Source organism: Plantactinospora sp. WMMB334 (assembly GCF_049179095.1).
Classification (GTDB): domain Bacteria; phylum Actinomycetota; class Actinomycetes; order Mycobacteriales; family Micromonosporaceae; genus Plantactinospora.
In genome coordinates, this window is record NZ_JBMHME010000002.1 from 5,754,727 (window position 1) to 5,779,093 (window position 24,367).

General features: G+C 73.9%; 24 protein-coding genes and 1 tRNA gene. 11 read left to right on the top strand and 14 right to left on the bottom strand.

What is annotated here, in order from left to right:
- The first annotated feature begins 89 nt into the window (after window positions 1–89).
- On the top strand, window positions 90–524 hold the full coding sequence (locus tag ACN27G_RS24560; RefSeq protein ID WP_421495120.1) for a DUF4307 domain-containing protein: 435 nt from the start codon (window positions 90–92) through the stop codon (window positions 522–524).
- A 118-nt stretch (window positions 525–642) separates the two neighbouring features.
- A complete protein-coding gene (gene greA, locus ACN27G_RS24565) occupies window positions 643–1,140 on the top strand; it encodes a transcription elongation factor GreA (RefSeq protein ID WP_421495121.1) in 498 nt (165 codons plus the stop codon).
- An 84-nt stretch (window positions 1,141–1,224) separates the two neighbouring features.
- Here greA and ilvA read toward each other — a convergent pair whose 3' ends face one another.
- The 3 genes from ilvA to ACN27G_RS24580 all read right to left on the bottom strand — a co-directional run bounded on the left by ilvA (window position 1,225) and on the right by ACN27G_RS24580 (window position 5,142).
- Window positions 1,225–2,445 carry a threonine ammonia-lyase gene (gene ilvA / locus ACN27G_RS24570; protein WP_421495122.1) on the bottom strand — a complete coding sequence of 407 codons (1,221 nt, stop codon included), beginning with the start codon at window positions 2,443–2,445 and terminating at the stop codon, window positions 1,225–1,227.
- Window positions 2,446–2,542: 97 nt separating this feature from the next.
- Window positions 2,543–3,943, bottom strand: a complete 1,401-nt coding sequence (locus tag ACN27G_RS24575; RefSeq protein ID WP_421495123.1) for an amidase — start codon at window positions 3,941–3,943, stop codon at window positions 2,543–2,545.
- Window positions 3,944–3,999: 56 nt separating this feature from the next.
- Entirely contained in the window at window positions 4,000–5,142 is a 1,143-nt protein-coding gene (locus ACN27G_RS24580) for a cystathionine gamma-synthase (RefSeq protein WP_421495124.1), read from the bottom strand.
- A 23-nt stretch (window positions 5,143–5,165) separates the two neighbouring features.
- Between ACN27G_RS24580 and ACN27G_RS24585 the strand changes: the two genes are divergently transcribed.
- The 5 genes from ACN27G_RS24585 (at window position 5,166) to ACN27G_RS24605 (ending at window position 9,377) form a co-directional block, all read left to right on the top strand.
- Window positions 5,166–5,579: an HIT family protein gene (locus ACN27G_RS24585; RefSeq protein WP_421495125.1), complete on the top strand. Its 414-nt coding sequence runs from the start codon at window positions 5,166–5,168 to the stop codon at window positions 5,577–5,579.
- 72 nt (window positions 5,580–5,651) lie between these two features.
- A complete protein-coding gene (gene msrA / locus ACN27G_RS24590; RefSeq protein WP_421495126.1) occupies window positions 5,652–6,314 on the top strand; it encodes a peptide-methionine (S)-S-oxide reductase MsrA in 663 nt (220 codons plus the stop codon).
- A 378-nt stretch (window positions 6,315–6,692) separates the two neighbouring features.
- Window positions 6,693–7,670, top strand: coding sequence for a ribonuclease Z (locus ACN27G_RS24595; RefSeq protein ID WP_421495127.1), 978 nt, complete (start codon window positions 6,693–6,695; stop codon window positions 7,668–7,670).
- Between the two features lie 38 nt (window positions 7,671–7,708).
- Window positions 7,709–8,236 (top strand): GNAT family N-acetyltransferase, encoded by a 528-nt coding sequence (locus ACN27G_RS24600; protein ID WP_421495128.1) that lies wholly within the window; start codon window positions 7,709–7,711, stop codon window positions 8,234–8,236.
- A gap of 121 nt (window positions 8,237–8,357) precedes the next feature.
- The gene (locus ACN27G_RS24605) at window positions 8,358–9,377 is read left to right on the top strand and encodes a S1C family serine protease (protein WP_421495129.1); all 1,020 of its coding nucleotides are present in this window, start codon (window positions 8,358–8,360) and stop codon (window positions 9,375–9,377) included.
- A gap of 60 nt (window positions 9,378–9,437) precedes the next feature.
- Here the strand turns inward: ACN27G_RS24605 and ACN27G_RS24610 are convergent, their stop codons facing one another.
- Window positions 9,438–10,814 carry a cystathionine beta-synthase gene (locus tag ACN27G_RS24610; protein WP_421495130.1) on the bottom strand — a complete coding sequence of 459 codons (1,377 nt, stop codon included), beginning with the start codon at window positions 10,812–10,814 and terminating at the stop codon, window positions 9,438–9,440.
- 205 nt (window positions 10,815–11,019) lie between these two features.
- Window positions 11,020–11,403, bottom strand: coding sequence for a YkvA family protein (locus tag ACN27G_RS24615; RefSeq protein ID WP_421495131.1), 384 nt, complete (start codon window positions 11,401–11,403; stop codon window positions 11,020–11,022).
- 136 nt (window positions 11,404–11,539) lie between these two features.
- Between ACN27G_RS24615 and ACN27G_RS24620 the strand changes: the two genes are divergently transcribed.
- The 3 genes from ACN27G_RS24620 (at window position 11,540) to ACN27G_RS24630 (ending at window position 14,843) form a co-directional block, all read left to right on the top strand.
- A complete protein-coding gene (locus ACN27G_RS24620) occupies window positions 11,540–12,652 on the top strand; it encodes an SGNH/GDSL hydrolase family protein (protein ID WP_421495132.1) in 1,113 nt (370 codons plus the stop codon).
- A complete protein-coding gene (locus tag ACN27G_RS24625) occupies window positions 12,649–13,482 on the top strand; it encodes an SGNH/GDSL hydrolase family protein (protein WP_421495133.1) in 834 nt (277 codons plus the stop codon). The genes ACN27G_RS24620 and ACN27G_RS24625 overlap by 4 nt, the downstream gene beginning before the upstream one ends.
- A gap of 98 nt (window positions 13,483–13,580) precedes the next feature.
- A complete protein-coding gene (locus tag ACN27G_RS24630; RefSeq protein WP_421495134.1) occupies window positions 13,581–14,843 on the top strand; it encodes an acetyl-CoA C-acetyltransferase in 1,263 nt (420 codons plus the stop codon).
- 64 nt (window positions 14,844–14,907) lie between these two features.
- On the opposite strand, the gene ACN27G_RS24635 is transcribed toward ACN27G_RS24630, so the two are convergent.
- From ACN27G_RS24635 to ACN27G_RS24645, 3 genes are all read right to left on the bottom strand, one after another.
- Window positions 14,908–15,249: a hypothetical protein gene (locus ACN27G_RS24635; RefSeq protein WP_421495135.1), complete on the bottom strand. Its 342-nt coding sequence runs from the start codon at window positions 15,247–15,249 to the stop codon at window positions 14,908–14,910.
- A gap of 180 nt (window positions 15,250–15,429) precedes the next feature.
- Window positions 15,430–16,251, bottom strand: coding sequence for a Bax inhibitor-1/YccA family protein (locus tag ACN27G_RS24640; protein ID WP_421495136.1), 822 nt, complete (start codon window positions 16,249–16,251; stop codon window positions 15,430–15,432).
- A 109-nt stretch (window positions 16,252–16,360) separates the two neighbouring features.
- A tRNA-Leu gene (locus ACN27G_RS24645) sits at window positions 16,361–16,441 on the bottom strand.
- A gap of 98 nt (window positions 16,442–16,539) precedes the next feature.
- On the opposite strand from ACN27G_RS24645, the gene ACN27G_RS24650 reads away from it, so the two are divergent.
- On the top strand, window positions 16,540–18,381 hold the full coding sequence (locus tag ACN27G_RS24650; RefSeq protein ID WP_421495137.1) for a hypothetical protein: 1,842 nt from the start codon (window positions 16,540–16,542) through the stop codon (window positions 18,379–18,381).
- A gap of 57 nt (window positions 18,382–18,438) precedes the next feature.
- Here the strand turns inward: ACN27G_RS24650 and ACN27G_RS24655 are convergent, their stop codons facing one another.
- From ACN27G_RS24655 to ACN27G_RS24680, 6 genes are all read right to left on the bottom strand, one after another.
- Window positions 18,439–19,785, bottom strand: coding sequence for an NAD(P)/FAD-dependent oxidoreductase (locus tag ACN27G_RS24655; RefSeq protein WP_421495138.1), 1,347 nt, complete (start codon window positions 19,783–19,785; stop codon window positions 18,439–18,441).
- A gap of 132 nt (window positions 19,786–19,917) precedes the next feature.
- Window positions 19,918–20,469, bottom strand: a complete 552-nt coding sequence (locus tag ACN27G_RS24660) for a hypothetical protein (RefSeq protein WP_421495139.1) — start codon at window positions 20,467–20,469, stop codon at window positions 19,918–19,920.
- A gap of 28 nt (window positions 20,470–20,497) precedes the next feature.
- Window positions 20,498–21,973, bottom strand: coding sequence for a DUF58 domain-containing protein (locus ACN27G_RS24665; protein ID WP_421495140.1), 1,476 nt, complete (start codon window positions 21,971–21,973; stop codon window positions 20,498–20,500).
- A complete protein-coding gene (locus ACN27G_RS24670) occupies window positions 21,970–22,983 on the bottom strand; it encodes an AAA family ATPase (RefSeq protein ID WP_421495141.1) in 1,014 nt (337 codons plus the stop codon). Before ACN27G_RS24670 ends, ACN27G_RS24665 begins: the two co-directional genes overlap by 4 nt.
- A complete protein-coding gene (locus ACN27G_RS24675) occupies window positions 22,980–23,567 on the bottom strand; it encodes a hypothetical protein (protein WP_421495142.1) in 588 nt (195 codons plus the stop codon). Before ACN27G_RS24675 ends, ACN27G_RS24670 begins: the two co-directional genes overlap by 4 nt.
- Window positions 23,564–24,355, bottom strand: coding sequence for a DUF4129 domain-containing protein (locus ACN27G_RS24680; RefSeq protein WP_421495143.1), 792 nt, complete (start codon window positions 24,353–24,355; stop codon window positions 23,564–23,566). The genes ACN27G_RS24675 and ACN27G_RS24680 overlap by 4 nt, the downstream gene beginning before the upstream one ends.
- Window positions 24,356–24,367 lie beyond the last annotated feature (12 nt).

The window sequence follows — 24,367 nt, forward strand, 5'->3', positions numbered from 1 at the left end:
GACGGGGGCCGGCCCGGTCGCCGGCTGAGAAGATGGGCGTACCCATTCTTGCCGATGCCACCGACAACAGTCCCAGGAGATACCCGCCGGTGCCCGAGACGCCCGCCACACCCGTACCGACAGCCCCGGTGTTCCCACCCGGTCGGTACGGCCGCCGCCGGGCGCCCCGACGCCGCCGGCCGTGGGTGTCTGCGCTGCTGGCGGTCGCTCTGGTGGCGGCACTCGGTGCCGTCTCGTACCGGCTCTACCGGCAGTACGGCGACCCGAACTACGACGCCCAGGTGATCACCTACACCGAGATCACCGACACGCAGGTGGTGGTCGACTTCCGGGTGACCGTGCCGGCCGGCGGGTCGGCGGTCTGCGTGCTCCGGGCCCGCTCCCGGGATGGTGCCGAGGTCGCCCGCGAGCAGGTACGCGTCACCGCCGAGCCGGGGCAGCGGCACCTCACGGTCCGGCACCGCCTGGTCACCACCGGACGGCCTCTGCTGGGCGAGGTGCTCCGCTGCCACCCGGCCGACTGAGCACCCTGCGGCGCCCTCCCACCACCCCCTACCGCGATAAATGACGTGGCGTCCGGTGTGTAGCGCACTGGTAACTTGGTAATTCGTCCCTGTCCACGACTACCCGAGGAGATCGTCTGTGTCCACGACCGACCGCGAGGCAGCCACCTGGCTGTCGCAGGAGGCCCACGACCGGCTGCAGGCGGAGCTCGACGAGCTGATCGCCGGAAGGCCGGCGATCGCCGCAGAGATCAACGCTCGGCGCGAAGAGGGTGACCTCAGGGAGAACGGCGGTTACCACGCCGCCCGGGAGGAACAGGGCAAGCAGGAGGCGCGCATCCGTCAGTTGCAGGAACTGCTGCGTACCGCCCAGGTCGGCGAGGCGCCCACCGCCGACGTGGTGGCGCCGGGCTGCGTCGTCACGATCCACTTCGACGACGACACCGACGACACGGAGACCTTCCTGCTCGGCTCCCGGGAGATCGCGGCGACGACCGACCTGACCGTGTACAGCCCGGAGTCGGCCCTCGGCAGGTCCATCCTCGGCGCCCGCCCCGGCCAGACCGTCACCTACACGGCGCCGAGCGGCGCGGAGATCAAGGTGACCGTGGTCCGGTTCGAGGCGTACGGCGGCTGACCGGAAGCCGCCGCCGGGAGGCGGACACACCATCACGCCGCCGCACGGAGGCGGACACACCATCGACGCCGGAGCCCGGCCGGCTCAGCCCGGCTGGGCGACGTCGACCTGGTAACCGCTGCCGCGCAGCGCGCCGATCAGCCGGTCGGAGTGTTCGGCCCCCCGGGTCTCCACCGAGAGTGCCACCTCGACCTCGCCGAGCCGCAGGTGCGGGTTCTGCCGCTGGTGCACCACGTCGACCACGTTGCCCCGGTGCTCGGCGATCAGGCCGAGCAGCGAGGCGAGCTGGCCGGGCCGGTCGGCGCAGCGGACGGTGATCCGGAGGAACCGGCCCGCCGAGGCGAGCCCGTGCTCGATCACCCGCAACATGAGCAGTGGGTCGATGTTGCCCCCGGAGAGCACCGCCACCACCGGCGGCCGCACGGCGACCGCCCCGGACATCAGCGCGGCCACCGCCGCCGCCCCGGCCGGCTCCACCACCTGCTTGCCCCGCTCCAGCAGCATCAGCAGGGCCCGGGAGATGTCCTCGTCCGGCACCGTCACGATCTCGTCCACCAGCTTGCCGACGTGGGCGAAGGTGATCTCGCCGGGGCAGCCGACCGCGATGCCGTCGGCGATCGTGGCGTAGGCCGGCAGGCGTACCGGCTCACCGGCCCGCAGCGAGGCGGGAAACGCGGCGGCACCGGCGGCCTGCACCCCGATCACCCGTACCTCCGGCCGTAGCGCCTTGGCGGCGACCGCGATCCCGGAGATCAGCCCTCCGCCACCCACGCCGGCGATGATCGTCCGCACATCCGGGCACTGCTCCAGGATCTCCAGCGCCACCGTGCCCTGCCCGGCGATCACGTCCGGATGGTCGAACGGGTGGATGAAGACCGCGCCGGTACGGGCCGCGAAGTCCTCCGCCGCCACCAGTGACTCGTCGACGGTGTTGCCGACCAGCTCCACCCGGGCGCCGTACCCCTTGGTGGCCGCCACCTTCGGCAGCGGCGCGCCCACCGGCATGAACACCGTGGCGGCGGCGCCGAGCAGCCCGGCGGCCAGCGCCACCCCCTGGGCGTGGTTGCCGGCGCTGGCGGCCACCACCCCCCGGTCGCGCTCCGCCGCCGAGAGCCGGGCGATCCGCACGTACGCGCCCCGGACCTTGTACGACCCGGCCCGTTGCACGTGTTCGCACTTGAGCCAGACCGGTCCACCCAACGCGGCGGAGAGCGGCCGGGACGGTTCCAGCGGTGTCTCCCGGACGACCTCGGCGAGCAGCTTGCGGGCGGCGGTGACCTCGGCGAGTCCGACCAGCTCCGTCATGCCCGAAATCCTCGCATCCCGTCCCGGAAACGCTCGCTTCCGGCGGGGCGGGCGTGCCCGAGCTCACCTCCCGAGCCGCGGCAGGCGGACCGGTCGGTCAGCCGGCCGGGGAGGGCACGCGGGGCCAGTCCGGCGCGTGCCGCCGCCAGGGACCGGCCAGCTCGAACTGCCCGGCCACGCCGAGCAGCAGCAGCTCCGAACCGGGCGGACCGGTCAGTTGCACCCCGACCGGCAGCCCGTCCGGACGCAGTCCCACCGGCACGACCAGCGACGGCAGCCCGGCCATGTTCCACGGTCCGGCGTACGGGGCGTACCGGATGCAGGTCAGTAGGTTGGCCCGCCAGGAGCGGGCGGCCCAGCCGGCGGCGCTCGGCGGTGCGGCGGCCAGCGCCGGGGTCAGCAGCAGGTCGACCGAACGGTCCGCGAAGAAGGCGATGCTCCGCTCCCGCCACTGCGTCCGGTCCTGCTCGCGCACCAGGCCACGGCGCAGCGCCCAGGCGCCGAGGGCGGCGTGCCGGCGACTGCGCCGTTGCAGGGTGCCGGGTCGCAGACCGGCCGCCTCGACCTCGTTCGCCGCCGCCGCCAACCAGGTGGCGATGCCGCGCAGCCCGAGCGACGTCGGATAGACCGGGTCGGTCGAGACGGTGTCGTGCCCGGCCACGGCCAGCAGCCTGGCGGCGGCGGCGACCGCGTCCCGGTTGGCCTGGTCCGGGCGTACGCCCGCGACCGGCGAGCGGAGCGACACCGCGACCCGCAGCCGCTCCGGCGGCACCAGCTTCTCCGGCCGGCGACCGGCGAGCACGGCGAAGCCGACCGCGGCGTCCGCCACGGTGGTGGCCAGGATGCCCTGCTCGCCGAGGCCGTACCAGTCGTTGGCGCCGAGTTGGCACGGCACCACGCCCCGACCGGGTTTGAGCCCGACCAGCCCGCAGCAGGCGGCCGGGATCCGGATCGAGCCGAGCGCGTCGTTGCCGTGCGCGATCGGCACCATCCCGGCGGCCACGGCCGCCGCCGAGCCGCCGGACGACCCGCCCGGAGTCCGGTCGGGCGCCCACGGGTTGCGGGTCGCCACCGTCTCGTCGTCGGTGAAGCCGAAGATCCCGAGCTCGGGCATCCGGGTCACGCCGACGATCACCGCCCCGGCGCCGCGCAGCCGCCGGACCACCTCGTGGTCGTCCTCGGCGACCGGGGTACGGGCGGCCTCCGACCCGTTCCAGGTCGGCAACCCGGCCACGGCGGTGTTCTCCTTGACCGCGACCGGCACCCCGGCCAGCGGCAGGTTCGCCAGGTCGTCCTGCTCGTCGACCTTCTCCGCCTCGACGATCGCCTCTCCGCCGCGCACCACCCGGAACGCGGCGAGCTCGCGGTTCGCCCGGTCGATGTGGTCGAGGTGATCCGCCACCACCTGGGTGGCGGAGGTGTCGCCCCGACGTACCGCCCGGGCGATCTGTTTCGCGGTCGCGCCCACCCAGCTCGGCATGATGTCCTGCACGGCCACTCCCCATCGACTTGTCCGCGGCGCCGTCCGGGCGGCGGACGGCGGCCGGACGGCGGTCAGCCGAGCGCCTGCTCCAGGTCTGCGAGTAGGTCGTCGGCGGTCTCGATGCCGACAGACAGTCGCACGAGATCGGCGGGAACTTCAAGCGGCGAGCCGGCGGCGCTGGCGTGTGTCATCCGGCCGGGATGTTCGACAAGCGACTCCACCCCGCCCAGCGACTCGGCGAGCACGAAGAGTTTCGCCCGGTCACAGATCTGTACGGCGTGCTCCTCGCCACCGGCCGCCCGGAAGGAGATCATCCCGCCGAACCGGCGCATCTGCTTCGCCGCGATCTCGTGTCCGGTATGGTCGGGCAGACCCGGATAGAGCACCTGGGCCACCGCCCGGTGCCCGACCAGGTAGTCGGCGATCCGCTCGGCGTTGTCACAGTGCCGGTCCATCCGTACGCCGAGGGTCTTCACCCCGCGCAGCGTCAGCCAGGCGTCGAAGGGTCCGTTCACCGCCCCCATGGCGTTCTGGTGGTAGCGGAGCTCCTCGCCGAGCGCGGCGCTCGCCGCGACCAGGGCACCACCGACCACGTCGGAGTGTCCACCGACGTACTTGGTGGTCGAGTGCACCACCACGTCCGCACCGAGTGCGATCGGCTGCTGGAGGTAGGGCGAGGCGAAGGTGTTGTCGACCACCAGCAGCGCGCCGACGTCGCCGGCCAGGGACGCCAGCCCGGCGATGTCGGCGATCCCGAGCAGCGGGTTGGTGGGCGTCTCCACCCAGATGACCCTGGTCTCGCCCGGACGGACGGCCGCGCGTACCGCGTCGATGTCGGAGATCCGGGCCGCGGTCCAGTGCAGTCCCCAGCGCTCCGCCACCCGGGCGAAGAGCCGGAACGTGCCGCCGTACGCGTCGTCGGGGATCACCACGTGGTCGCCCGGCCGGCAGACGGTGCGCAGCAGGGTGTCCTCGGCCGCCAGGCCGCTGGCGAAGGCCAGCCCGACCGGCCCGCCCTCCAGCGCGGCCAGGCACTCCTGCAGCGCGTCCCGGGTCGGGTTGGCGGAGCGGCTGTACTCGTAGCCGAGCCGGGGGGCGCCGACCGCGTCCTGTGCGTAGGTGCTGGTCTGGTATATCGGCGGCACCACCGCCCCGGTGCGGGGTTCCGGCTCCTGGCCGGCGTGGATGGCGATCGTCTCGAAGCCGTGACTCATCTGCAGAAGGCTAGCCTGCACTGGTGGCGGGATGCGTGTTCTGCGGGATCGTGGCGGGTGCGGCGGCGTTCCGGGTGGTCGACTCCGACGACGGGGTGGCCTTCCTCGACGTCCGCCCGGTCTTCAGGGGCCATCTGCTGGTCGTGCCGCGCGAGCACGTCGAGACGCTGGACGAGCTGCCGGAGGCGGTTCTGCCGGGCTACTTCCGGCTGGTGCAGCGGTTGGCGCGCGCCGTCGAGACCGGGCTCGGCGCGGGTGGGACGTTCGTGGCGATGAACAACCGGGTGTCGCAGTCGGTGCCACACCTGCACACCCATGTCGTACCGCGGACGAAGGGGGACGGCCTGCGCGGCTTCTTCTGGCCCCGGACGACGTACGCCTCGGACGAGGAGGCCCGCTCCCACGCCGGCCGGATCGCCGCCGCGCTGGACGGGTAAGGATCGCTGGGCGGGTAAGGATCCTGGTGCGTACCGCGTTGCACCCGGCAGAGGTACGAAAGGAGTCGCACCGTGTTCCTACGGCGCATCAAGGCCGACCTGCCCACTCCCGACCAGGCCCTGCCCGGCCGACCGATCGCGATGCCGGTCTCCGACCGGCACGAGGTGCTCGGCACCCCGCTGCGCGGGCCGTGGCCTGACGGCACCCAGGTCGCGGTCTTCGGCATGGGTTGTTTCTGGGGGGCCGAGCGGCTGTTCTGGACCCTGCCCGGGGTGATTTCCACCTCCGTGGGTTATGCGGGCGGTTACACCCGGAATCCGACCTACGAGGAGGTCTGCTCCGGCGGCACGGCGCACGCCGAGGTGGTCCAGGTGGTCTACGACCCCTCGAAGATCGGCTACGAGGACCTGCTCAAGGTCTTCTGGGAGAACCACGACCCGACCCAGGGGATGCGGCAGGGCAACGACGTCGGCACCCAGTACCGGTCGACGATCTACACGACCACCGACGAGCAGCTCGCGGCCGCGACCGCGTCCCGGGACGCCTTCGCCCCGATCGTGGCGGCCGCCGGGCACGGCGGGATCACCACCGAGATCGGCAGGCTGGGCGACTACTACCACGCCGAGGACTACCACCAGCAGTACCTGGCGCCGACCAAGAACCCGAACGGCTACTGCACCCACGGCCCGAACGGGATGACCTGCCCGATCGGCGTCGCCCGGACCGGGGCGTGACGCGGGCTCGCCGGGCGACTTCCGAGCGGAAGATGTGTGGTCAAAAACCGTTGCCGGTGCCGACCGGGGATGGATAGCGTGGCCGTACACGGGAAGGGAGGTGGTCCGAGCTTTGTATAGCAATAGGACTCGTGAGGTGGCTGTCCGCTAGCCGCTGTCCTTGACAGTTTCGGTGTCCGCCGCAGGCGGGCAGTTGCAAAGTCGTCGAGACCGTGTGGCAGCGGTGCGGCGAATCCACGACAGCCACCCGACCCCCGGGGGGAGCCGGCCATAGTCCAGTCGGCCTCCGCGTGACGACCGTCACGCGGGCCCCGGGGGTCGATCATTTCCTCCGTCGGCCGGCGCACCCGCCGCCGACGTACCGCCGGGAAGGCCGCCGTGTCAGTGCGCGAGCTGGCGGTGTTGGGCACGGCCAGCCAGGTGCCGACCCGGCACCGCAACCACAACGGCTACGTCCTGCGCTGGGACCGCGAGGTGATCCTCTTCGACCCCGGCGAGGGCACCCAGCGGCAGATGACGCTCGCCGGGATCCCGGCCGGCGACCTGACCCGGATCTGCGTCACGCACTTCCACGGCGACCACTGCCTCGGCCTGCCCGGCGTGGTCCAGCGGCTCTCGCTCGACCGGGTGGCGCACCCGGTCGACGCGCACTATCCGGGCGGCGAGGCCCACTACTTCGCCCGACTGCGGCACGCCAGCTCCTTCTACGAGACGGCCGAACTGCGCGAGCTGCCGGTGCTGCGGGACGGCCAGACCTTCGCGACCCCCGCCGGCCGGCTGCGCGCCCGCCGGCTCCGGCACCCGGTCGAGACGTACGGCTATCAGCTGGTCGAGCCGGACGAGCGCCGGATGCTGCCGGAGCGGCTGGCGGCGTACGGGATCCGGGGGCCGGCGATCGGCGCGCTGGTCCGGGACGGCCGGATCGACGTCGCCGGGCGGCGGGTGACGCTGGCCGAGGTGAGCGTTCCGCGTCCCGGGCAGCGGTTCGGCTTCGTGATGGACACCGGCCTCTGCGACGCGGTCTTCGAGCTGGCCGACCGGGCCGACCTGCTGGTGATCGAGTCGACCTTCCTGACCGAGGACGCCGCGCTCGCCGCCGAGGTCGGCCACCTGACCGCCGCCCAGGCGGCGCGGGTGGCGGCCGAGTCCGGGGTACGCCGGCTCGTGCTCACCCACTTCTCCCAGCGCTACCACCCGGCGTCCCGGGCCGGTGTGCCGCCGGCCGCCGAACGCTTCGCGGCCGAGGCCCGGGAACACTTCGACGGCGAGCTGGTGGTGGCCGAGGACCTGCTCCGGGTGCCGGTGCCCGCCCGACGGGTCGGTGTGCCGGCGGCCCCGCCCGGCGGATCGGTGTGACGGCGGCCCCCCGCCCACCGCCTCACTACGATCAACCGATGACGATCATCCTGCGCCCGGCCGTCGCCGCCGACCTGATGGCGGTGGGAGACCTGCACCACCGCTCCCGCGCCGCGGCCTACCGGGACATCGTCCCGGCGGAGGCGCTGGCCACCGTCTCCGGCGAGATGATGGGGCGGTACTGGTCGGAGCGCTGGTCGTACGAGCGGGACACCCACCTGATGACGGTGGCGGAACGGGACGGCCGGCTGGCCGGCTTCACCTATCTCGGGCCGCACGACCCGACCGAACCGGACCCGGCCGGCACCGACGTCGGTGAGCTGTACGCCATCCACCTCGACCCGGCCGAGCAGGGACGCGGAACCGGTCGGGCGCTGATGGTCGACGCGCTGGCCACCCTGCGTGCCCGGGGCTGGCGCCGGGCGGTGCTCTGGGTGCTCGTCGACAACACGCACGCCCGGGACTTCTACGCCAGGGGCGGCTGGGCACCCGACGGGGCGGAGCGGGACGGCGACATCGGCCCGGCGATGACCCGGCAACTCCGCTACGCCCGGGACCTCCCCTGACGCGGGGGACCTCCCCTGACGCGGGGGACGGCCCCTGACGCGGGGGACGGCCCGGTCCGGATTTCGCTCTGGGCGCAGCGGTCCGGGGATGGGCCGGGGCCGGGCCGGCGTTGACCGGCACATGAGCACCGAACAACTCGAGCCGGAGCGCCCGGAGCACCCGGAGCACCATGAGGCTCCGGAGCACCACGAGGCTCCGGAGCCTTCGGAGCGTGCCGAAGGGGCCGCGCTGGACGCGTACTCCCGGGTGGTGACCGGGGTGGCGGCGCAGGTCCTGCCGAGCGTGGCGGCGCTGGCCGTACGCGGACCGCGCGGCGCCGGAGCCGGCTCGGCGGTGACCTTCACCGACGACGGGTTCCTGCTCACCAGCGCGCACGTGGTGCAGGATGCGCCCGGCGGGATCGCCACCTTCGCCGACGGTGCCGAGGCCCGGTTCGACGTGGTCGGCGCCGACCCCCTCTCCGACCTGGCCGTGCTCCGGGTCCGGGCGACCGCCGCCGCACCCGCCGAGCTCGGCGACGCCGACCCGCTCCGGATCGGGCAGCTCGTGGTCGCCGTCGGCAACCCGATGGGGCTGGCCGGCTCGGTCACCGCCGGAGTGGTCTCCGGGCTCGGCCGGTCGCTGCCGGCCCGGGACGGCCGGGTGGTCCGGCTGATCGAGGACGTCATCCAGACCGACGCCGCGCTCAATCCGGGCAACTCCGGCGGGGCGCTCGCCGACGCCGCCGGCCGGGTGGTCGGGATCAACACCGCCGTCGCCGGGTACGGCCTCGGCCTCGCGGTGCCGATCAACTCCACCACCCGGCAGATCATCGGTGACCTGGTCACCTCCGGTCGGGTACGCCGGGCCTGGCTCGGCGTCGCCGGGGTGCCGGTACCGCTGCCGCCGGCCGTCGCGGAACGCACCGGCCAGCAGCGCGGGCTCCGGGTCGTCGAGGTGGTCCCGGAGAGCCCCGCCGGAAAGGCCGGGATCTACCTCGGTGACGTGATCATTTCGGCCGGCGGCCGGCCGGTGGCGAACGGCCAGAGCCTGCAACGCCTCATGCTCGGCCCCGCCATCGGCAGCCGCCTCCCGGTCACACTGCTGCGCCGGGGCGCCTTCGTCGACGTGATCGCCGTACCCACCGAACTGACCCGGTGAAAGGAGGGGGCCCTTCTTATCGTTTTCTGTATAAGAAGGGCCCCCTCCTAACACCTCGGGTCAGCGGGAGTGGCCGCCCAGGTGGGCCAGCAGGTCCTGCCGGGTGAGTACGCCCTTCGGCTTGCCGTCCACCAGCACCAGGGCGGCGTCGGACTTCTCCAGCAGGTCGACGGCCTCGCTCACCGGCTGCCCGCCGCCGATCATCGGCAGCGGCGGCCCCATGTGCCGCTCGATGGTGTCGTGCAGCTTCGCCTGCCCGGTGAAGAGCGCGTCCAGCAGGTCCCGTTCGGCGATCGAGCCGGCGACCTCGCCGGTCACCACCGGTGGTTCGGCCTTGAGCACCGGGAGCTGGGAGACGGCGTACTCCCGCATGTAGTCGACGGCGTCCCGGACGGTCTCGGTCGGGTGCACGTGGACCAGCTCGGGGATGCCGTTCGGCTTGCTCGCCAGCGCGTCGGCGACGGTCGCCTCGGCGGCGCTGGTGCCCATGAAGCCGTACCGGGCCATCCACTCGTCGTCGAAGATCTTCGACAGGTAGCCGCGACCGCCGTCCGGCAGCAGCACCACCACGACGTCGTCCGGGCCGGCCCGCCGGGCCACCTCCAGGGCGGCCGCCACCGCCATTCCGCAGGAGCCGCCGACCAGCAGCCCCTCCTCGCGGGCGAGCCGGCGGGTCAGCTCGAAGGAGGTCTTGTCGGAGACCTTCACGATCTCGTCGCAGATGCCCCGGTCGTACGTCTCCGGCCAGAAGTCCTCACCCACCCCCTCGACCAGGTACGGCCGGCCGGTGCCGCCGGAGTAGACCGAACCCTCCGGGTCGGCGCCGATGATCCGCACCGCCCCGCCGGAGACCTCCCGGAGGTAGCGACCGGTGCCGGTGACGGTGCCGCCGGTGCCGACCCCGGCCACGAAGTGCGTGATCCGGCCGCCGGTCTGCTCCCACAGCTCGGGGCCGGTGGTCTCGTAGTGCGAGCGCGGGTTCGCCGGGTTGGCGTACTGGTTGGGCTTCCATGCGCCGGGAATCTCCCGGGTCAGCCGGTCCGACACGCTGTAGTACGAGCGCGGGTCCTCCGGTGCCACCGCCGTAGGGCAGACCACCACCTCGGCCCCGTACGCCCGCAGCACGTTCTGCTTGTCCTCGCTGACCTTGTCGGGGCAGACGAAGACGCACCGGTAGCCGCGGGTCTGGGCGACGAGGGCCAGCCCGACGCCGGTGTTGCCGCTGGTCGGCTCGACGATGGTGCCGCCGGGCCCCAACAGGCCGGCCCGCTCCGCGTCCTCCACCATCCGCAGCGCGATGCGGTCCTTGACCGACCCGCCGGGGTTGAAATACTCCACCTTGGCGAGGACGGTCGCCGGGATGCCGGCGGTGACCTGCCGGAGCCGGACCAGCGGGGTGTCGCCGATCAGCTCGATGACGTTGTCGTAGTAGCGCACGACGTTGTGCCCTCCTCGGTGCTCGCCGGCCGGACGGCACTGGCCGGGCACAGGGTCGGTGCTGGTGGCGTGCGGTCGGGGCGAAGGATCGTCTCTTCCGCCGCCAGCCTACGTGCCCGCGACCCGGCCCGCGGCCGGGGATCCCGGCCCGCGACGGCAGGTGCGGATCGGGATCCCCGGGCGCGGGCCGGCGACCGGAGGCGGGTCAGTGCACCACCTTGCCGGGGATGACGGAGGCACGCCGGGCCTCCCAGTCGAGGAAGCGCTCGGTCTCGTCGAGCACGGCACCGGCCAGCCAGGTGACCATCACCGCGTCGTCCGCCAGCCCGAATATCATCAGGGCGAGTTCCGGCACCAGGTCGACCGGGCTCAGCACGTACGCGGTCGCGGCGGTCATCAGGGCGAGCCGCAGGCCGCCGTCGTACTCGCCCCGGAAGGTGGCCGCGACCATGCGGGGCAGTGCGGCGATCCGCCTGCCCAGTGGCGGCCCGCCCCGGGAGCCGGCGGTCAGTGCCCGGAACAGCGCTCTGAAGGCGGCAGTTCGTCGAAGTGTGTTGGTGGCCATGTCCGCGCCCTCCTTTCGTTTCATGATGCATCCGTTCGCAACAGCGCGCCCGTCGGGGAAAGCGGTCGCCGGGTGAGGCGGGACGCTGACAGCGTGTAGGTGGGCGACCGGGCTAGTCTCGAAGGTCGCGGGGGTGCGGCGTGACAGGCGGGGGGCCCTGATGAGTCCGGCCGGATCGAGGCGGCGGCAGTCGCGGCAGCGGAACCTGACGTCATGGGAGCGGTCGCCGTGGCCCGTCGCCCGGCGGGTGGCGAAGGTGACGGCCCTCGGAATGGGCCTGACCGCGCTCAGCACCGCCGCCGGCTACGGGCTGCTGCTCGGGCAGGCCCGGCAGGCCCGCCGGGTCATCCCGCTGGCCGAGGCCCCGCCGCCGCGCGGCGACGGCGTCTACGGTGCCAAGTTCCCGGGCGAGCCGATCACCATGGTGGTGCTCGGCGACTCGTCCGCCGCCGGTTACGGGGTGCACCGGCCCCGGGAGACCCCCGGGGCGCTGCTCGCCATCGGCACGTCCCGCCGGTTGCGCCGGCCGGTGCGGCTGTACCGGTTCGCCGTGGTCGGCTGCCTCTCCGCGGGTCTCCGCCCCCAGGTCGACGCGGCGCTGGAGCGCGAGCCGGACGTGGCGGTGATCCTGGTCGGCGGCAACGACGTGACGAACCGTACGCCGCAGGCGGTGGCGGTCCGCTATCTCGTCGAGGCGGTACGCGAGCTGCGCGCCGCCGGTGCCCAGGTGGTGGTCGGGACCTGCCCCGATCTCGGCGCGATCCAGCCGATCAAGCCGCCGCTGCGCTGGCTGGCCCGGCGTTGGAGCCGGCAACTGGCCGCCGCGCAGACCGTCGCGGTGGTCGAGGCCGGCGGTCTGACCGTCTCCCTGGGTGACCTGCTCGGTCCCCGGTTCGCCGCCGAACCGACCCGGATGTTCGCCTGGGACCACTTCCACCCCTCCGCCGAGGGGTACGCGATCGCGGCCGCCGCCATGCTGCCGACGGTGCTGGCGGCGCTCGGCGCCGGTGCCGAGCGCCGCCCGTCGCTCGGCGCCGACCAGGAGCTACGGTCGCTGCCGGCGGCGGCCCAGGAGGCGGCCCGGCACGCCGGTACGGAGGTCCGGGGTGTCCGGGTCGGCGGCAGCGAGCACGGTCCCGGTGGCCGGTGGGCACAGCTTCGCCGCCGCAGGGCCTGGTTCGGGCACCCTCGGGCGGGAGAGACTGGGAGCCCGCCGGATACACCGGCATCGCTGGACGAGGCGACGACCTCCACGGTAGAGGAACGGGCATGACGGGACTCGACATGACGAGCGGCGCGGCGACGTACGGGGTGGCCACCCGGATCGCCCGGGGGGCCGCGGTCACGCTGATCGCCGGGGCCGTCGGCGGGATCGCGTTACTGGCCGGCGAGGCCGTGGCGGCCCGCAACCGGCAGTACGCCCGGCCGGAGCTGGGCCTGGCGCTGCGTTCCACCGTCGGCCGGGCCGGCGCGCCTCCGCTCCGGCTGGTGCTGCTCGGCGATTCGGCCGCGCTCGGCGTCGGTGTGGAACGGGCCGTCGACACGGTCGGCGGGCAGCTCGCCCGGCTGCTTGCCGAGGGTGTCGGCCCGGCCGTCGGCGGCGAGCGCCAGGTGTGGCTCTCCAGCGTCGGCGTCTCCGGCTCCCGCTCCACCGACCTGGCGACCCAGGTGGCCCGGGCGCTGCTCGGCGGGCGACCGGACGTCGCGGTGATCCTGGTCGGCGCGAACGACGTGCTGGGGCTGCGCCGGCCGGGTGAGGCGGCGGCGTACCTCGGCGCGGCGGTGCGCCGGCTGCACGGCGCCGGAGTCCGGGTGGTGGTCGGGACCTGCCCCGACCTCGGCGCGGTCCGGGCGATCGCGCCGCCGCTGCGGCAGGTCACCGGGTGGCTCGGCCGGCAGGCGGCCCGGGCGCAGGCCGTCGCCGTGCTGGAGGCCGGCGGTACGGTCGTGGATCTCGCCGCCGAGACGGGCGCGGTGTTCCGGGCGGACGCGGGGACGTTCTGCTCGGACGGCTACCACCCCTCGGCCGACGGCTACCGGGTCTGGGCGCACGCCCTGCTGCCCGCCGTGGCCAGGGCCGCCGCCGGCACCCGGCAGCGGTAGATCCCGCCACGCGCACGCGGCCCGGCGCGCGGACGCGGCCCGGCGCACGGACGCGGCCCGGCGGTGAGAGTGGCGCCGAAGCGGGTTAACGTTGGTTCATGTCGACCGCGTCCCCCCGCGAAGCCGTTATCGTCGCGACCGCCCGCTCCCCCATCGGCCGGGCCCACAAGGGCTCCCTGCGCGAACTGCGCGCCGACGACCTGACCGCGACCATCGTCCAGGCCGCGCTCGACAAGGTGCCGCAGCTCGACCCGGCCCTGATCGACGACCTCTATCTCGGCTGCGGGCTGCCCGGCGGCGAGCAGGGCTTCAACATGGCCCGGGTGGTGACCACCCTGCTCGGCCTGGACACCGTGCCGGGGGCGACCCTCACCCGATACTGTGCCTCCTCCCTGCAGACCACCAGGATGGCGTTCCACGCGATCCGGGCCGGCGAGGGTGACATCTTCGTCTCGGCCGGCGTGGAGTGCGTCTCCCGGTACGCCCGGGGCAACTCCGACACCCTGCCGCCGGAGGCGCAGGAACGCGTCGGTGGCGGCTGGCAGAACCCGAGGTTCGACGCCGCCCGGGTCCGCTCGGCGGCACGGACCGAGGCCGGCGCGCCGGTCTGGACCGACCCCCGGCTCGACGGCGGGTTGCCGGACGTCTACCTGGCGATGGGCCAGACCGCCGAGAACCTCGCCCAGGTCTACGACGTCAGCCGGGCCGAGATGGACGAGTTCGGCGTACGCAGCCAGAACCTCGCGGAGAAGGCCATCGCGGACGGCTTCTGGGCCCGGGAGATCACCCCGATCACCCTGCCCTCCGGCGAGTGGGTCGACTCCGACGACGGGCCGCGCCCGGGGGTGACCCTGGAGGGCGTCGCCGGGCTGAAGCCGGTCTTCCGCCCTGACGGCCGGATCACCGCCGGCAACTGCTGCCCGCTCAACGACGGAGCGGCCGCGGTGATCGTCATGAGCGCGGAGCGGGCCCGCGAGCTGGAGATCACTCCGCTGGCCCGGATCGTCTCCACCGGGGTGACCGCGCTCTCCCCGGAGATCATGGGACTCGGCCCGGTCGAGGCCTCCCGGCAGGCGCTGCGGCGCGCCGGGATGACCATCGACGACGTCGACCTGGTCGAGATCAACGAGGCGTTCGCGGCCCAGGTGATCCCCTCGTACCGGCAGTTGGAGATCCCGCTGGAGAAGCTCAACGTGATGGGCGGGGCGATCGCGGTCGGCCACCCGTTCGGGATGACCGGCGCCCGGATCACCGGCACCCTGCTCAACGCGCTGGACTGGCACGACCGGACGATCGGTCTGGAGACCATGTGCGTGGGCGGCGGCCAGGGCATGGCGATGGTGCTGGAGCGGCTGAGCTGACCCGTCCGGCCGCTCAGGGCGGCTGACCCGGCGGCGGCTCGGAGCGGCTGCCCGGGGTGACGGATCAGAGCGCCTGACGGGTGGCCGCCACCTCGGCGGCGGCGCCGGCCAGCACCGGCTCCGGCGGGTCCACGGCGACCAGGTCCGCCGCCACCACCCGGAGCTGGTCGGGCAGGGCCAGGTCGTTCTCCAGCCGGGGTACGCTCCGCCGCGGCTCGCCGGCGGCGTCCGCGCCCAGGTCGGCGAGGAACTGGACGAGCCGGTGCACCCGGTCGCTCCGGGCCGGGCCGCCGGACCGGCCAGGCGCCGCCCAGCGCGGTGGCGTCCAGTGGCCGACCTGCCGGACGAGCAGGTCGAGCTGGCGGCTCAGCGGCTCGGCCGGGCGCACTGGTTCGGCGGCGTTCATCGCTGCGAGTCTACGGTCGGGCGGCGCCGGAGGTGGCTGAGCGGCCGGACCGTGAGGCCGTACGACGACCGGCCGACCGATCCCGCGAAACGGCGGACGCCCGCCCCCGGCCGGGCCGGGGAACGGGCGTCGCGGATCGGCAGGCGATGATCCCGCCGGCCACGGGACGAGCAGTCGGGCTCAGTCGTCGCCCTGGAAATAGCTCAGCAGCCGCAGGATCTCGATGTAGAGCCAGATCAGGCTGACCAGGATGCCGAAGGCGGCGGTCCAGGAGTAGCGCTGGGGTAGCCCCATCCGCACGCCCTCCTCCACCTCGTGGAAGCTGAGGATGAAGCTGAGCGAGGCGATCACGATGCAGATCAGGCTGAAGCCGATGGCGACCGGGCCACCGCTGCGCAGGCCGGTGTCGACGCCGAAGAGGGCCAGCACGAAGTTGATCAGGATGACGGCGAAGATCCCGATCATGGCCGCGATGACGCCCCGGACGAACTTCGGCGTCGCCCGGATCACCTTGGCCCGGTAGAGCATGGCCATCAGGAAGAAGACGCCGAAGGTGGCGATCACCGCCTGGAGGACGATGCCCTGGTAACCGGCGATCACCTCGAAGTATTTGCTGACCATGCCGACGAAGACGCCCTCGACGACGGCGTAGGTGACGACCAGCGCCGGGTTGGCGATCCGCATGAACGAGATCACCAGGCCGAGCACCAACCCGACGACGGCGGCACCGATCCAGGCCACCCCGACCAGCGCGTCCGGCACCAGCACCCAGGCGAGCGCGGCGGAGAGCCCGGTGATGCCGAGCAGGGTGACCGTCTTGACGACGACGTCGTCGACGGACATCGGCGTTACGGTGGGCGGCGCGGCCGGGTAACCGGCGTCCGTCGGGTACGGCTGCCCGTAACCGGGCTGCCCGTATGCGCCGGCCGGGGCGTATCCCGCAGCCCGCTCCCGCTCGGCCGCCTGACCGAGTCGGGCCAGCACCGGATTGGACGTCTTCACTGTGTCAAGCCTCCTGGAAAGGTTGGTACACCATGCCGTGCCCTATCCAGGGTAACGGTCCCCGGCAAAGCTGTGGAGATCCATGTCACGCGGCCACCCGAGCAGGTTGTGCCCGGGGCGGGGGTCGAACCCGCACGCCTTGCGGCAGCCGCTTTTAAGGCGGCCGTGTCTGCCTTTCCACCACCCGGGCAGGTGGGCCGAACTCGGTCGGTTCCGGTGCCTGCCACGGTAGCGGGTGAAGACCCACCGGGCGCACCCCGTTCTCGGATCGGCACTAGGGTCACTGTCGTGACCAGCACTGCCCGCGCGGCGCAGGACGCCGGCCCCGGCCCGGCCAGCACAGACAGCGTCTCCGGTCCGGCCGGCCCCGGGCTGGCGCGCTGGCTCGGCGTGATCCACCGGCACCGGTCCGACCTGGTGGTGTGTCTGCTCTTCCTCCTGCTGGCCGGGTGGCTCACCGCCGGGATGTGGCCGGCACCCGGCGCCCGGGTCCTGGCGCTCAATCCGGAGGACCAGGTCCTCTACGAGTGGTTCCTGGCTGTCGACTCCCGGATCCTGCACGGCGACTTCTCACTGCTCAGCGACCGGCTCAACGCCCCCGACGGGGTGAACCTGATGGCCAACACCACGGTCATCGCGCTCGGTTTCCTCTTCGCGCCGATCACCCTGGCCTTCGGTGCACCGGTCACCTTCGCACTGCTCGTCGCCGGCAACCTCGCCGGCACCGCGATCGCATGGTACCTGCTCTTCAACCGACTGCTCGGCGCCCGCCGGCTCGCCGCCGCGCTCGGCGGCGGGCTCTGCGGATTCGGTCCGGGCATGATCTCCCAGTCCAACAGCCACCTGCACATGACCGCCCAGTGGCTGGTGCCGGTGCTGATCTGGCTGGTCGTCCGCATGGCGCGGGCTGCCGACCCGCAGGCCCGGCCCGACCGTCCGGGTGTCGACCGGCGGCGCCTCGTGACCTCGGCGGCCTGGCTCGCCGTCGCGGTGTCGGCGCAGGTCTTCGTCGGCGAGGAGGTGCTCTACCTCACCGCCGTCGCCATGATCATCTTCGTGCTGGCGTACGCCGCCGTGAACTGGCGGCTGGCCCTGCGGGTGCTGCCCGGGTTCCTCGCCGGCATGCTGCTGGCGGTCACGCTCGCCGTCCTGCTGCTGGCGTACCCGCTCTGGTTCCAGTTCGCCGGGCCGCAGAGCGTGCCCAACGGCATGTTCAGCCCGCACTACTTCTACGCCGACCTGGCGAGCTGGCCGGCGATCTCCCCCATGTCGGTCGCCGGCTCGCCCGAGGCGGCGCGGCTGACCACCGGACCGGCCGAATACAACACCTTCCTCGGCTGGCCGCTCCTGCTGGCCGCCGTGCTCGCCGCCGGCTGGCTGATCCGGCGGCCGGTCGTCGTCGGCTGTCTCGCGTCCGGGCTCGTGATGGCGGCACTGTCGCTCGGGCCGACGGTCGTGGTGGACCGGGAGCCGACCGGCGTCACCGGGCCCTACTCGCTCCTGCTGGGAATTCCCGTGGTGGACGGCGCGCTGCCGATGCGGTTCGCCCTGGCGCTGCTCCCGCTGATCGCGACGGTACTGGTGCTCGCCCTCGACCACGGCCTGGCCGCACCGGAGCGGTCGGTACGGATCATGGTGCCGGCGGCGGTGGTCGTCGCGCTGCTGCCGGTCTTCCCGGCCCAGATGCCGACCGCCGCCCGGCCGCCGGTGCCGCAGTTCATCACCGCCGGGCACTGGCGGGACTGCGTCGAGCCGGGCGGCGTGCTCGTGCCGGTGCCGCTGCCCACCCCCAAGGAGCCCTGGCCGATGCGCTGGGCGGTCGCCGCCGATGCCGCCTTCGCGCTGCCCGAGGGCTTCTTCATCGGTCCGTACGCGGCCAACGGCGAGGCGTCGATGGGCACCTACAAGCAGCCGACCTCGCAACTGCTGACCGAGGTGTCGAAGAACGGCGGGGTGCCGGTGATCAACCAGGAGCAGCGCGACCAGGCCCGCCGGGACATCGGGTTCTGGGGCGCCTCCTGCGTCGTCCTGGCCGACGACGCCCCGCAGCTGGCGAGCCTGCGGGCCACCCTGGAGGCGCTGCTCGGCCCCGGCACCCGGGTCGCCGACGCCTGGACCTGGCGGGTCTAGCGGCGCGGGTCCGGTGGCGCGGGTCCGGCCGCACGGGCCTGGTGGCGCCCGCCCGGGTCAGCCCGGGCGGCGGTCGCCCGGCCGGCTCCCCGCCGCCGTACTCGCCTCGACGAACTCCTCCCGGGGATCGTGCAACTGGCCCAGCGCGACCACCTCGCGGCGGAGCACGAAGGCGAGGGTCCAGTCCACGATCACCCGCACCTTGCGGTTGAACGACGGGATCCGGCTCATGTGGTAGGTCCGGTGCATGAACCAGGCCGGCAGCCCCTTGAGCTTGATCCCGTAGACCTGGGCGACGCCCTTGTGCAGGCCGAGGCTGGCCACGCTGCCGGCGTGCTTGTGCTTGTAGTCCACCGGCAGCCGCCCCCGGATCACCGCCCGGATGTTGTCGGCCATCCGGACCGCCTGCCGGACCGCGTGCTGCGCGCTGGGCGAGCAGTACGCCCCGGGCGGGCCGGTCAGGTCCGGCACCGCGGCGCAGTCGCCGGCGCTCCACGCGCCCTCGACGAGCCGGTCGCCGTCGACCACCTGGAGGGTCGGCAGGCAGGTGATCCGCCCCCGCTCGTCCCGGGGCAGGTCGGTCTGGGCCAGCATCGGCGACGGCTTCACGCCGGCCGTCCAGACGATCGTGTCGGCCCGGAAGCTGTCCCCGTCGGAGAGCCGGACCAGCCCGTCCACACAGGACTCCAGTCGGGTCTCCAGCCGGATGTCCATCTTCCGCTTCAGCAGCTGGGCGACCGTGTAGGCGCCCATGTCCCGGTCGACCTCGGGCAGCACCCGCAGGGTCGCCTCCACCAGCACCCAGCGCATGTCGTCGGGCTTCAGCTCCGGGTAGTACTTCAGGGCGTCCCGGGCCATGTCCTCCATCTCGGCCAGCGCCTCGATGCCGGCGTAGCCGCCGCCGACGAAGACGAAGGTGAGCGCGCAGCGCCGGGTGTCCGGGTCGGTGGTGGCGGCGGCCACGTCCAACCGGTCCAGCACGTGGTTGCGCAGGAAGATCGCCTCGCCGATGGTCTTGAACCCGATGCCCTGCTCGGCCAGCCCGGGGATCGGCAGGGTCCGGGAGACGGATCCGGGCGCCACCACGATGTGGTCGTACCGGATCTCCCGGGCCGGGCCGATGATCGGCTGCACGATCGCGGTCTTCCGGGCGTGCTCGACCCGGGTGACCGTGCCGGCCACGATGGTGCAACGGCGCAGCTCGCGGCGGAGCGGCACCACGGAGTGCCGGGGCGAGATGTTCCCGGCCGCCGCCTCGGGCAGGAACGGCTGGTACGTCATGTGCGGCTGCGGGTCGACGACGACGACCTCCGCCTCCCACGACCGGAGCTTCTTCGACAGGCGCAGGGCCGCGTACAAACCGACGTGCCCGGCACCCACCACAAGGATCCGCTGCGGATTCACACCTCCATCCTTCCCCACCCGGCTCCGGATGCCGGCCAGATGCCCCCTTCTGTGACTGAGGACGCCCGGTGACCCGCGTTACGTGGTTTGCGCTGATCTTGCCGCCGTCGCAACCGGCCGGCCGGGCCACCGCTACCGGCGCCGGAACAGCCAGCCGAGCAGGGCGGCGGCGCCGACCGCCAGGACCAGTCCGCCGAGCAGCGCGGCGACGAAGTTCCGGTCGCCCCACCGGCCGTCCAGCGCGAGCAGCGGCACCGCGAGCACCGCCGAGGCGAGCGCGATGCCCAGCGCCCGGCCCACCCAGCGGGCCAGCACCTCGGGCGCGACCACCACGTCGTACGAGAGCAGGGCGGCGAGCGCCGCCAGGCTGTGGGTCAGGTAGAGGAAGGTGGCCAGGGCGAGCAGCCGCCACAGCTCCACCCGCTGGTCGTACCAGCCGGTGGCCACCACCCAGGCGGCCACCGCCGCCAGCAGCACGAGGGTGGGCCAGTTCCGCCGGGGCGCGATCGCGGGTGCCAGTGCCGCGACCACCAGCAGGCCGAGGAGGCGCAGGTCGGCCGGCCCGGCCGGGTACGCCAGCAGCAGCGCGAGCAGCGCACATCCGAAGACACCGGCCCGGACCAGCAGCGGCACCAGGGTGATCCGGCCGATCGCGACGTAGAGTTCCCTGACCCGGCTCACCATCGCGGTCCTCCGTTCGACCTGCCGGCCCTCATCGCAGCGCCGGGCGGGGTGCGGAGGCGAGCCGGGCGACGTCCCGGAGCACCAGGTCGAGGCTGCCGGCCCCGGCCCAGGTGACCACCGGCACCCCGTGCTCGCGGAGCTGGCCGATGGTGGTCTCCCGGTCCAGCCGCCAGAGCCGGTGCGCCACCTCGGTCCACTGTCCCCGGCTCGGCGGCGTAGCCGACGTGGGCAGGGTGTCCACCGCCACCACGAACCGGCCGGAGCGGGCCAGCCGGGCCAACATCGCCGCCGACCTGGCGTCCACCAGCGGGGTGAGCACCACCACCAGCGCGTTGGAGGAGAGCAGCTGCGGTCCGAAGACCTGGTCGTACGGCTCGTGCGGGGACTGCTCGACCCGGACGTCGAGCAGCCACTCCAGCAGGGTCAGGTACTGCCGGCGCCCGGTGGCCGGCCGGAGCCGACGGGCCGACGGGCCGTACTCGAGCAGCGAGACCCGGTCGCCCCGGTGCAGGTAGTGCTCGGCGATCGCGGCGGCGGCCCGGACACAGGTGTCCAGCACCGAGGCGCTGCCCCGGATCCCGCCCGACCGGCCCGCCTCGGCGAGCACGTCGAGCAGGAGCACCACCTCGGCGTCCCGGTCGGAGAGCATCGCCGCGACGTGCAGTTGCCGGGCCCGCAGCGAGACCCGCCAGTCGATCCGGCGCAGCCGGTCACCGGGGCCGAAGATGCGTACCCCGGCCAGCTCGCCGCCCTCGCCCGGGCGCCGCGACCGGTGCCCGCCGACCAGGCCGGCGGCCCGGGGCATCGCCTCGTCCGCGTCGAACGGCTCGGTGACCGGATAGACCGGCACCAACCGGGCCTCGCTCAGCACCGTCTGGCTGGCCATCAGCCCGTCGCAGGCGATCGCCCGGACCGCCGCCGGCCCGATCGAGTGCCGCCCCCAGCGCAGCGTTTCCCCGCGCAGCTCCAGGTCGGCGATGGTGCCGGCCGGCACCGTGAAGCCGTACGGGCGGTCGGTGGCGTCCCGGCGGCGCGTCCCGGCCCGGTCGGCGTCGCCGGGAGCCGGCTGCGCCTCCTCCGGCGAGCCGGCGCCGCCGGGCGCGAAGTGAACCTCGTCGATCCGCAGCCAGGACGAGACCACGGTCCGGACCAGCACCAGGTCGTAGCCGACGTCGTCGCGGTTGCCGACGCTGATCCCGCCGAGCAGGGCGGCGCCCTCGACCAGGTTGGTGTCGTCGGCGCCGATGCCGATCTCCGGTGGCCGGGTCGGGCGGCGCCGCAGCGCGTACGCGGTGCCGAGCGCGAACGGTGCGGCCAGCACGACGAGGTCGACCCGGCCGAGCAGTGCGCCGGCCACCAGGAGGAGCCCGGTGAGCAGCACCGCCCGGCCGAGCGCCCGGGTGGAGACCCAGTCCGGCGGCGGAGTCTCCCACGGGTGCGCACCGGCCGGCGCGGCGGTGCGCTGCCCGGGTACGGCGGGACGCAGGGTCGGTCCGGAACTCACGGCGAGTGTGCCCCGGCCGGCCGGGCGGCGTAACTGGGCAGCGCGCCGCTGGCCGGGGCGGGCGTGCTCTCCAGCACCTCGTTGACCACGAACGACGGGTCGACCCGGCGCAGCCACATCTCGGGGCGGAGCGTGATCCGGTGCGCCAGCACCGGCACCGCCACCGCCTTGACGTCCTCGGGGATCACGTAGTCCCGGCCGGCGAACGCCGCGATCGCCCGGGCCAGCAGCAGCAGCGCCAGCGAGCCGCGCGGCGAGGCACCGACCAGCACCGAGGCGTGCTCCCGGGTGGCGGCGGTGAGCGCGACGATGTAGCGGCCGACCGAGTCCTCCACCACCACGTTCTCCAGGGCCGACTGCATGGCCCGCAGCGTCGTGGCGTTCACCACCGGCTTCAGCTCCGCCTCCTCCTGGCGGCGGGCCATCCGGCGGCGCAGCACGTCCCACTCCTCCTCGTGGCCCGGATAGCCGAACGAGACCCGGAGCAGGAACCGGTCGAGCTGCGCCTCCGGCAGCGGGTAGGTGCCCTCGTACTCGATCGGGTTCGCGGTGGCGATCACGTGGAACGGCGGGTCGAGCCGGTAGGTGACCCCCTCCACCGAGACCTGCTTCTCCTGCATCGCCTCCAGCAGCGCCGCCTGGGTCTTCGGCGGCGTACGGTTGATCTCGTCGGCGAGCAGCAGGTTGGTGAAGACCGGCCCGGCCCGGAAGCTGAAGTCGGCGGTGCGCTGGTCGTAGAGGAACGAACCGGTGACGTCGGCGGGGAGCAGGTCGGGGGTGAACTGCAACCGCCGGAAGTCGAGCCCGAGCGCCTGGGCGAAGGAGCGCGCGGTCAGCGTCTTGCCGAGCCCCGGCAGGTCCTCCAGCAGCACGTGCCCGCCGGCCAGGATCCCGGCCAGCACGAGCTCCAGCGGCGCCCGCTTGCCCACCACCACGGTGCCGACCTGGTCCAGCACGGCCTGCGCCAGCCGGCCCACGTCGAACGTGTTGACCTGCTCCGCGTCTGTCATAGCTTCTCCAATTGGGCGACGATCGCCGCGAGGTCGCGCGGCGCCGGGGTGCGCTTGGGCGGCTTGTCGAGAAAGCTCCAGAGGGCGTCGCCGAGCAGGGCGCGGGCCCGGCCCGGGTCGCCGGCCCGGGTGACCCCGTGCCGCTGCCGCAACAGCTCGTCGACGAGTTCGCCGAGCACCGGCAGCACCGACCGGGCGAACCGCTCCGGCTCCCCCTGCGACCAGGTCAGCTTCGCCTCCCACCGGTAAACCGAGCTGCCGAGGGCGTCCCCGACGTTCCAGTTGTAGTGGCCGTCCTCCTCGCCCCCGCGCAGCGGCCGGATCGTCGCCGGTGGCGGTGGTACGAGGCTCCGGCCGAGCCGGCGCAGCAGGAGCAGGGCGAGGAAGCCGGCGAAGACGGCGGCCGGCGACACGCCGACCCCGGCCATCCGCAGCCCGAGGACGACGGCCGCGGTGAGTCCGGCGGCGGCCAGCCCGAGCCGCAGCCAGCCCGCCACCCCGGCGCGCCGGCGGGCGGGCGCGGGCTGCTGTTCCTCCTCCTCGTCCTGGAGGAGGTCGTAGATGCTCGTGCTGGACCCGCTCATGCCGGCGCGTCCCCGGCCGGCACCCGGCCGCCGGCGGCCGAGGTGAGCTCGGTACGCAGCCGGCGCAGCGCCGCCCTGGCCTGGCCGCGCATCCGCTCGTCGACGGTGTGCGTGGCGTACCGGGCCTCGCGGTAGACGTCGGCGAAGGCGGCCAGCACGTCGGCGCTGACCGGCCGTCCGGCGCCGAGCAGCCGGGTGACGAGGTCGGTCGGGGTGTCACCGGGGCGGCGTTCGACACCGGCCGCGGCGGCGGCCTGCTCCAGGCGTACCCAGCAGGCGATCACCGCCCTGCGCGGGTCGGCGTCGGTGTCGTCGAGATCGACCAGGCCGGCGTCGAGCGCGGCGACCACCTCCTCCGCGGTCTGCTCGGCCGAGCGCAGTTGCCGGGCAGCGGTGCGGGAGACGTTCCGGCGGCGGCGCAGCAGGTCGCGGAGGAGGGCCCAGAGCAGCGCCCCGAGCACCGCCGCCACCACCGCGCCGCAGAGCACCGCACCGACCGTCGGCAGCCAGCCGGGCAGGTAGGCGCCGGGCTGACCGGGTACGACCGGCGTCGGGCTCGGCTCCGTCACCGCGGCGGTCCGGCCCGGCTGCTCGATCGTCGGGACGATGTCGGCCGGCGGCGCGACCCGGGTCACCCCGAGCGACGAGTGCGCGGCGGCCAGCGCGGCCAGCGCCAGCAACCCGGCGACGGCGGCCAGCGGCCAGAGCGTGCGCAGCAGATTGGCGGTGCTGCCGGATCGGGGCGCCGGGGGTGCCGGACGGGCACGACCGGGGTGCCCGTCGGTCATCGCGCCGCCCTC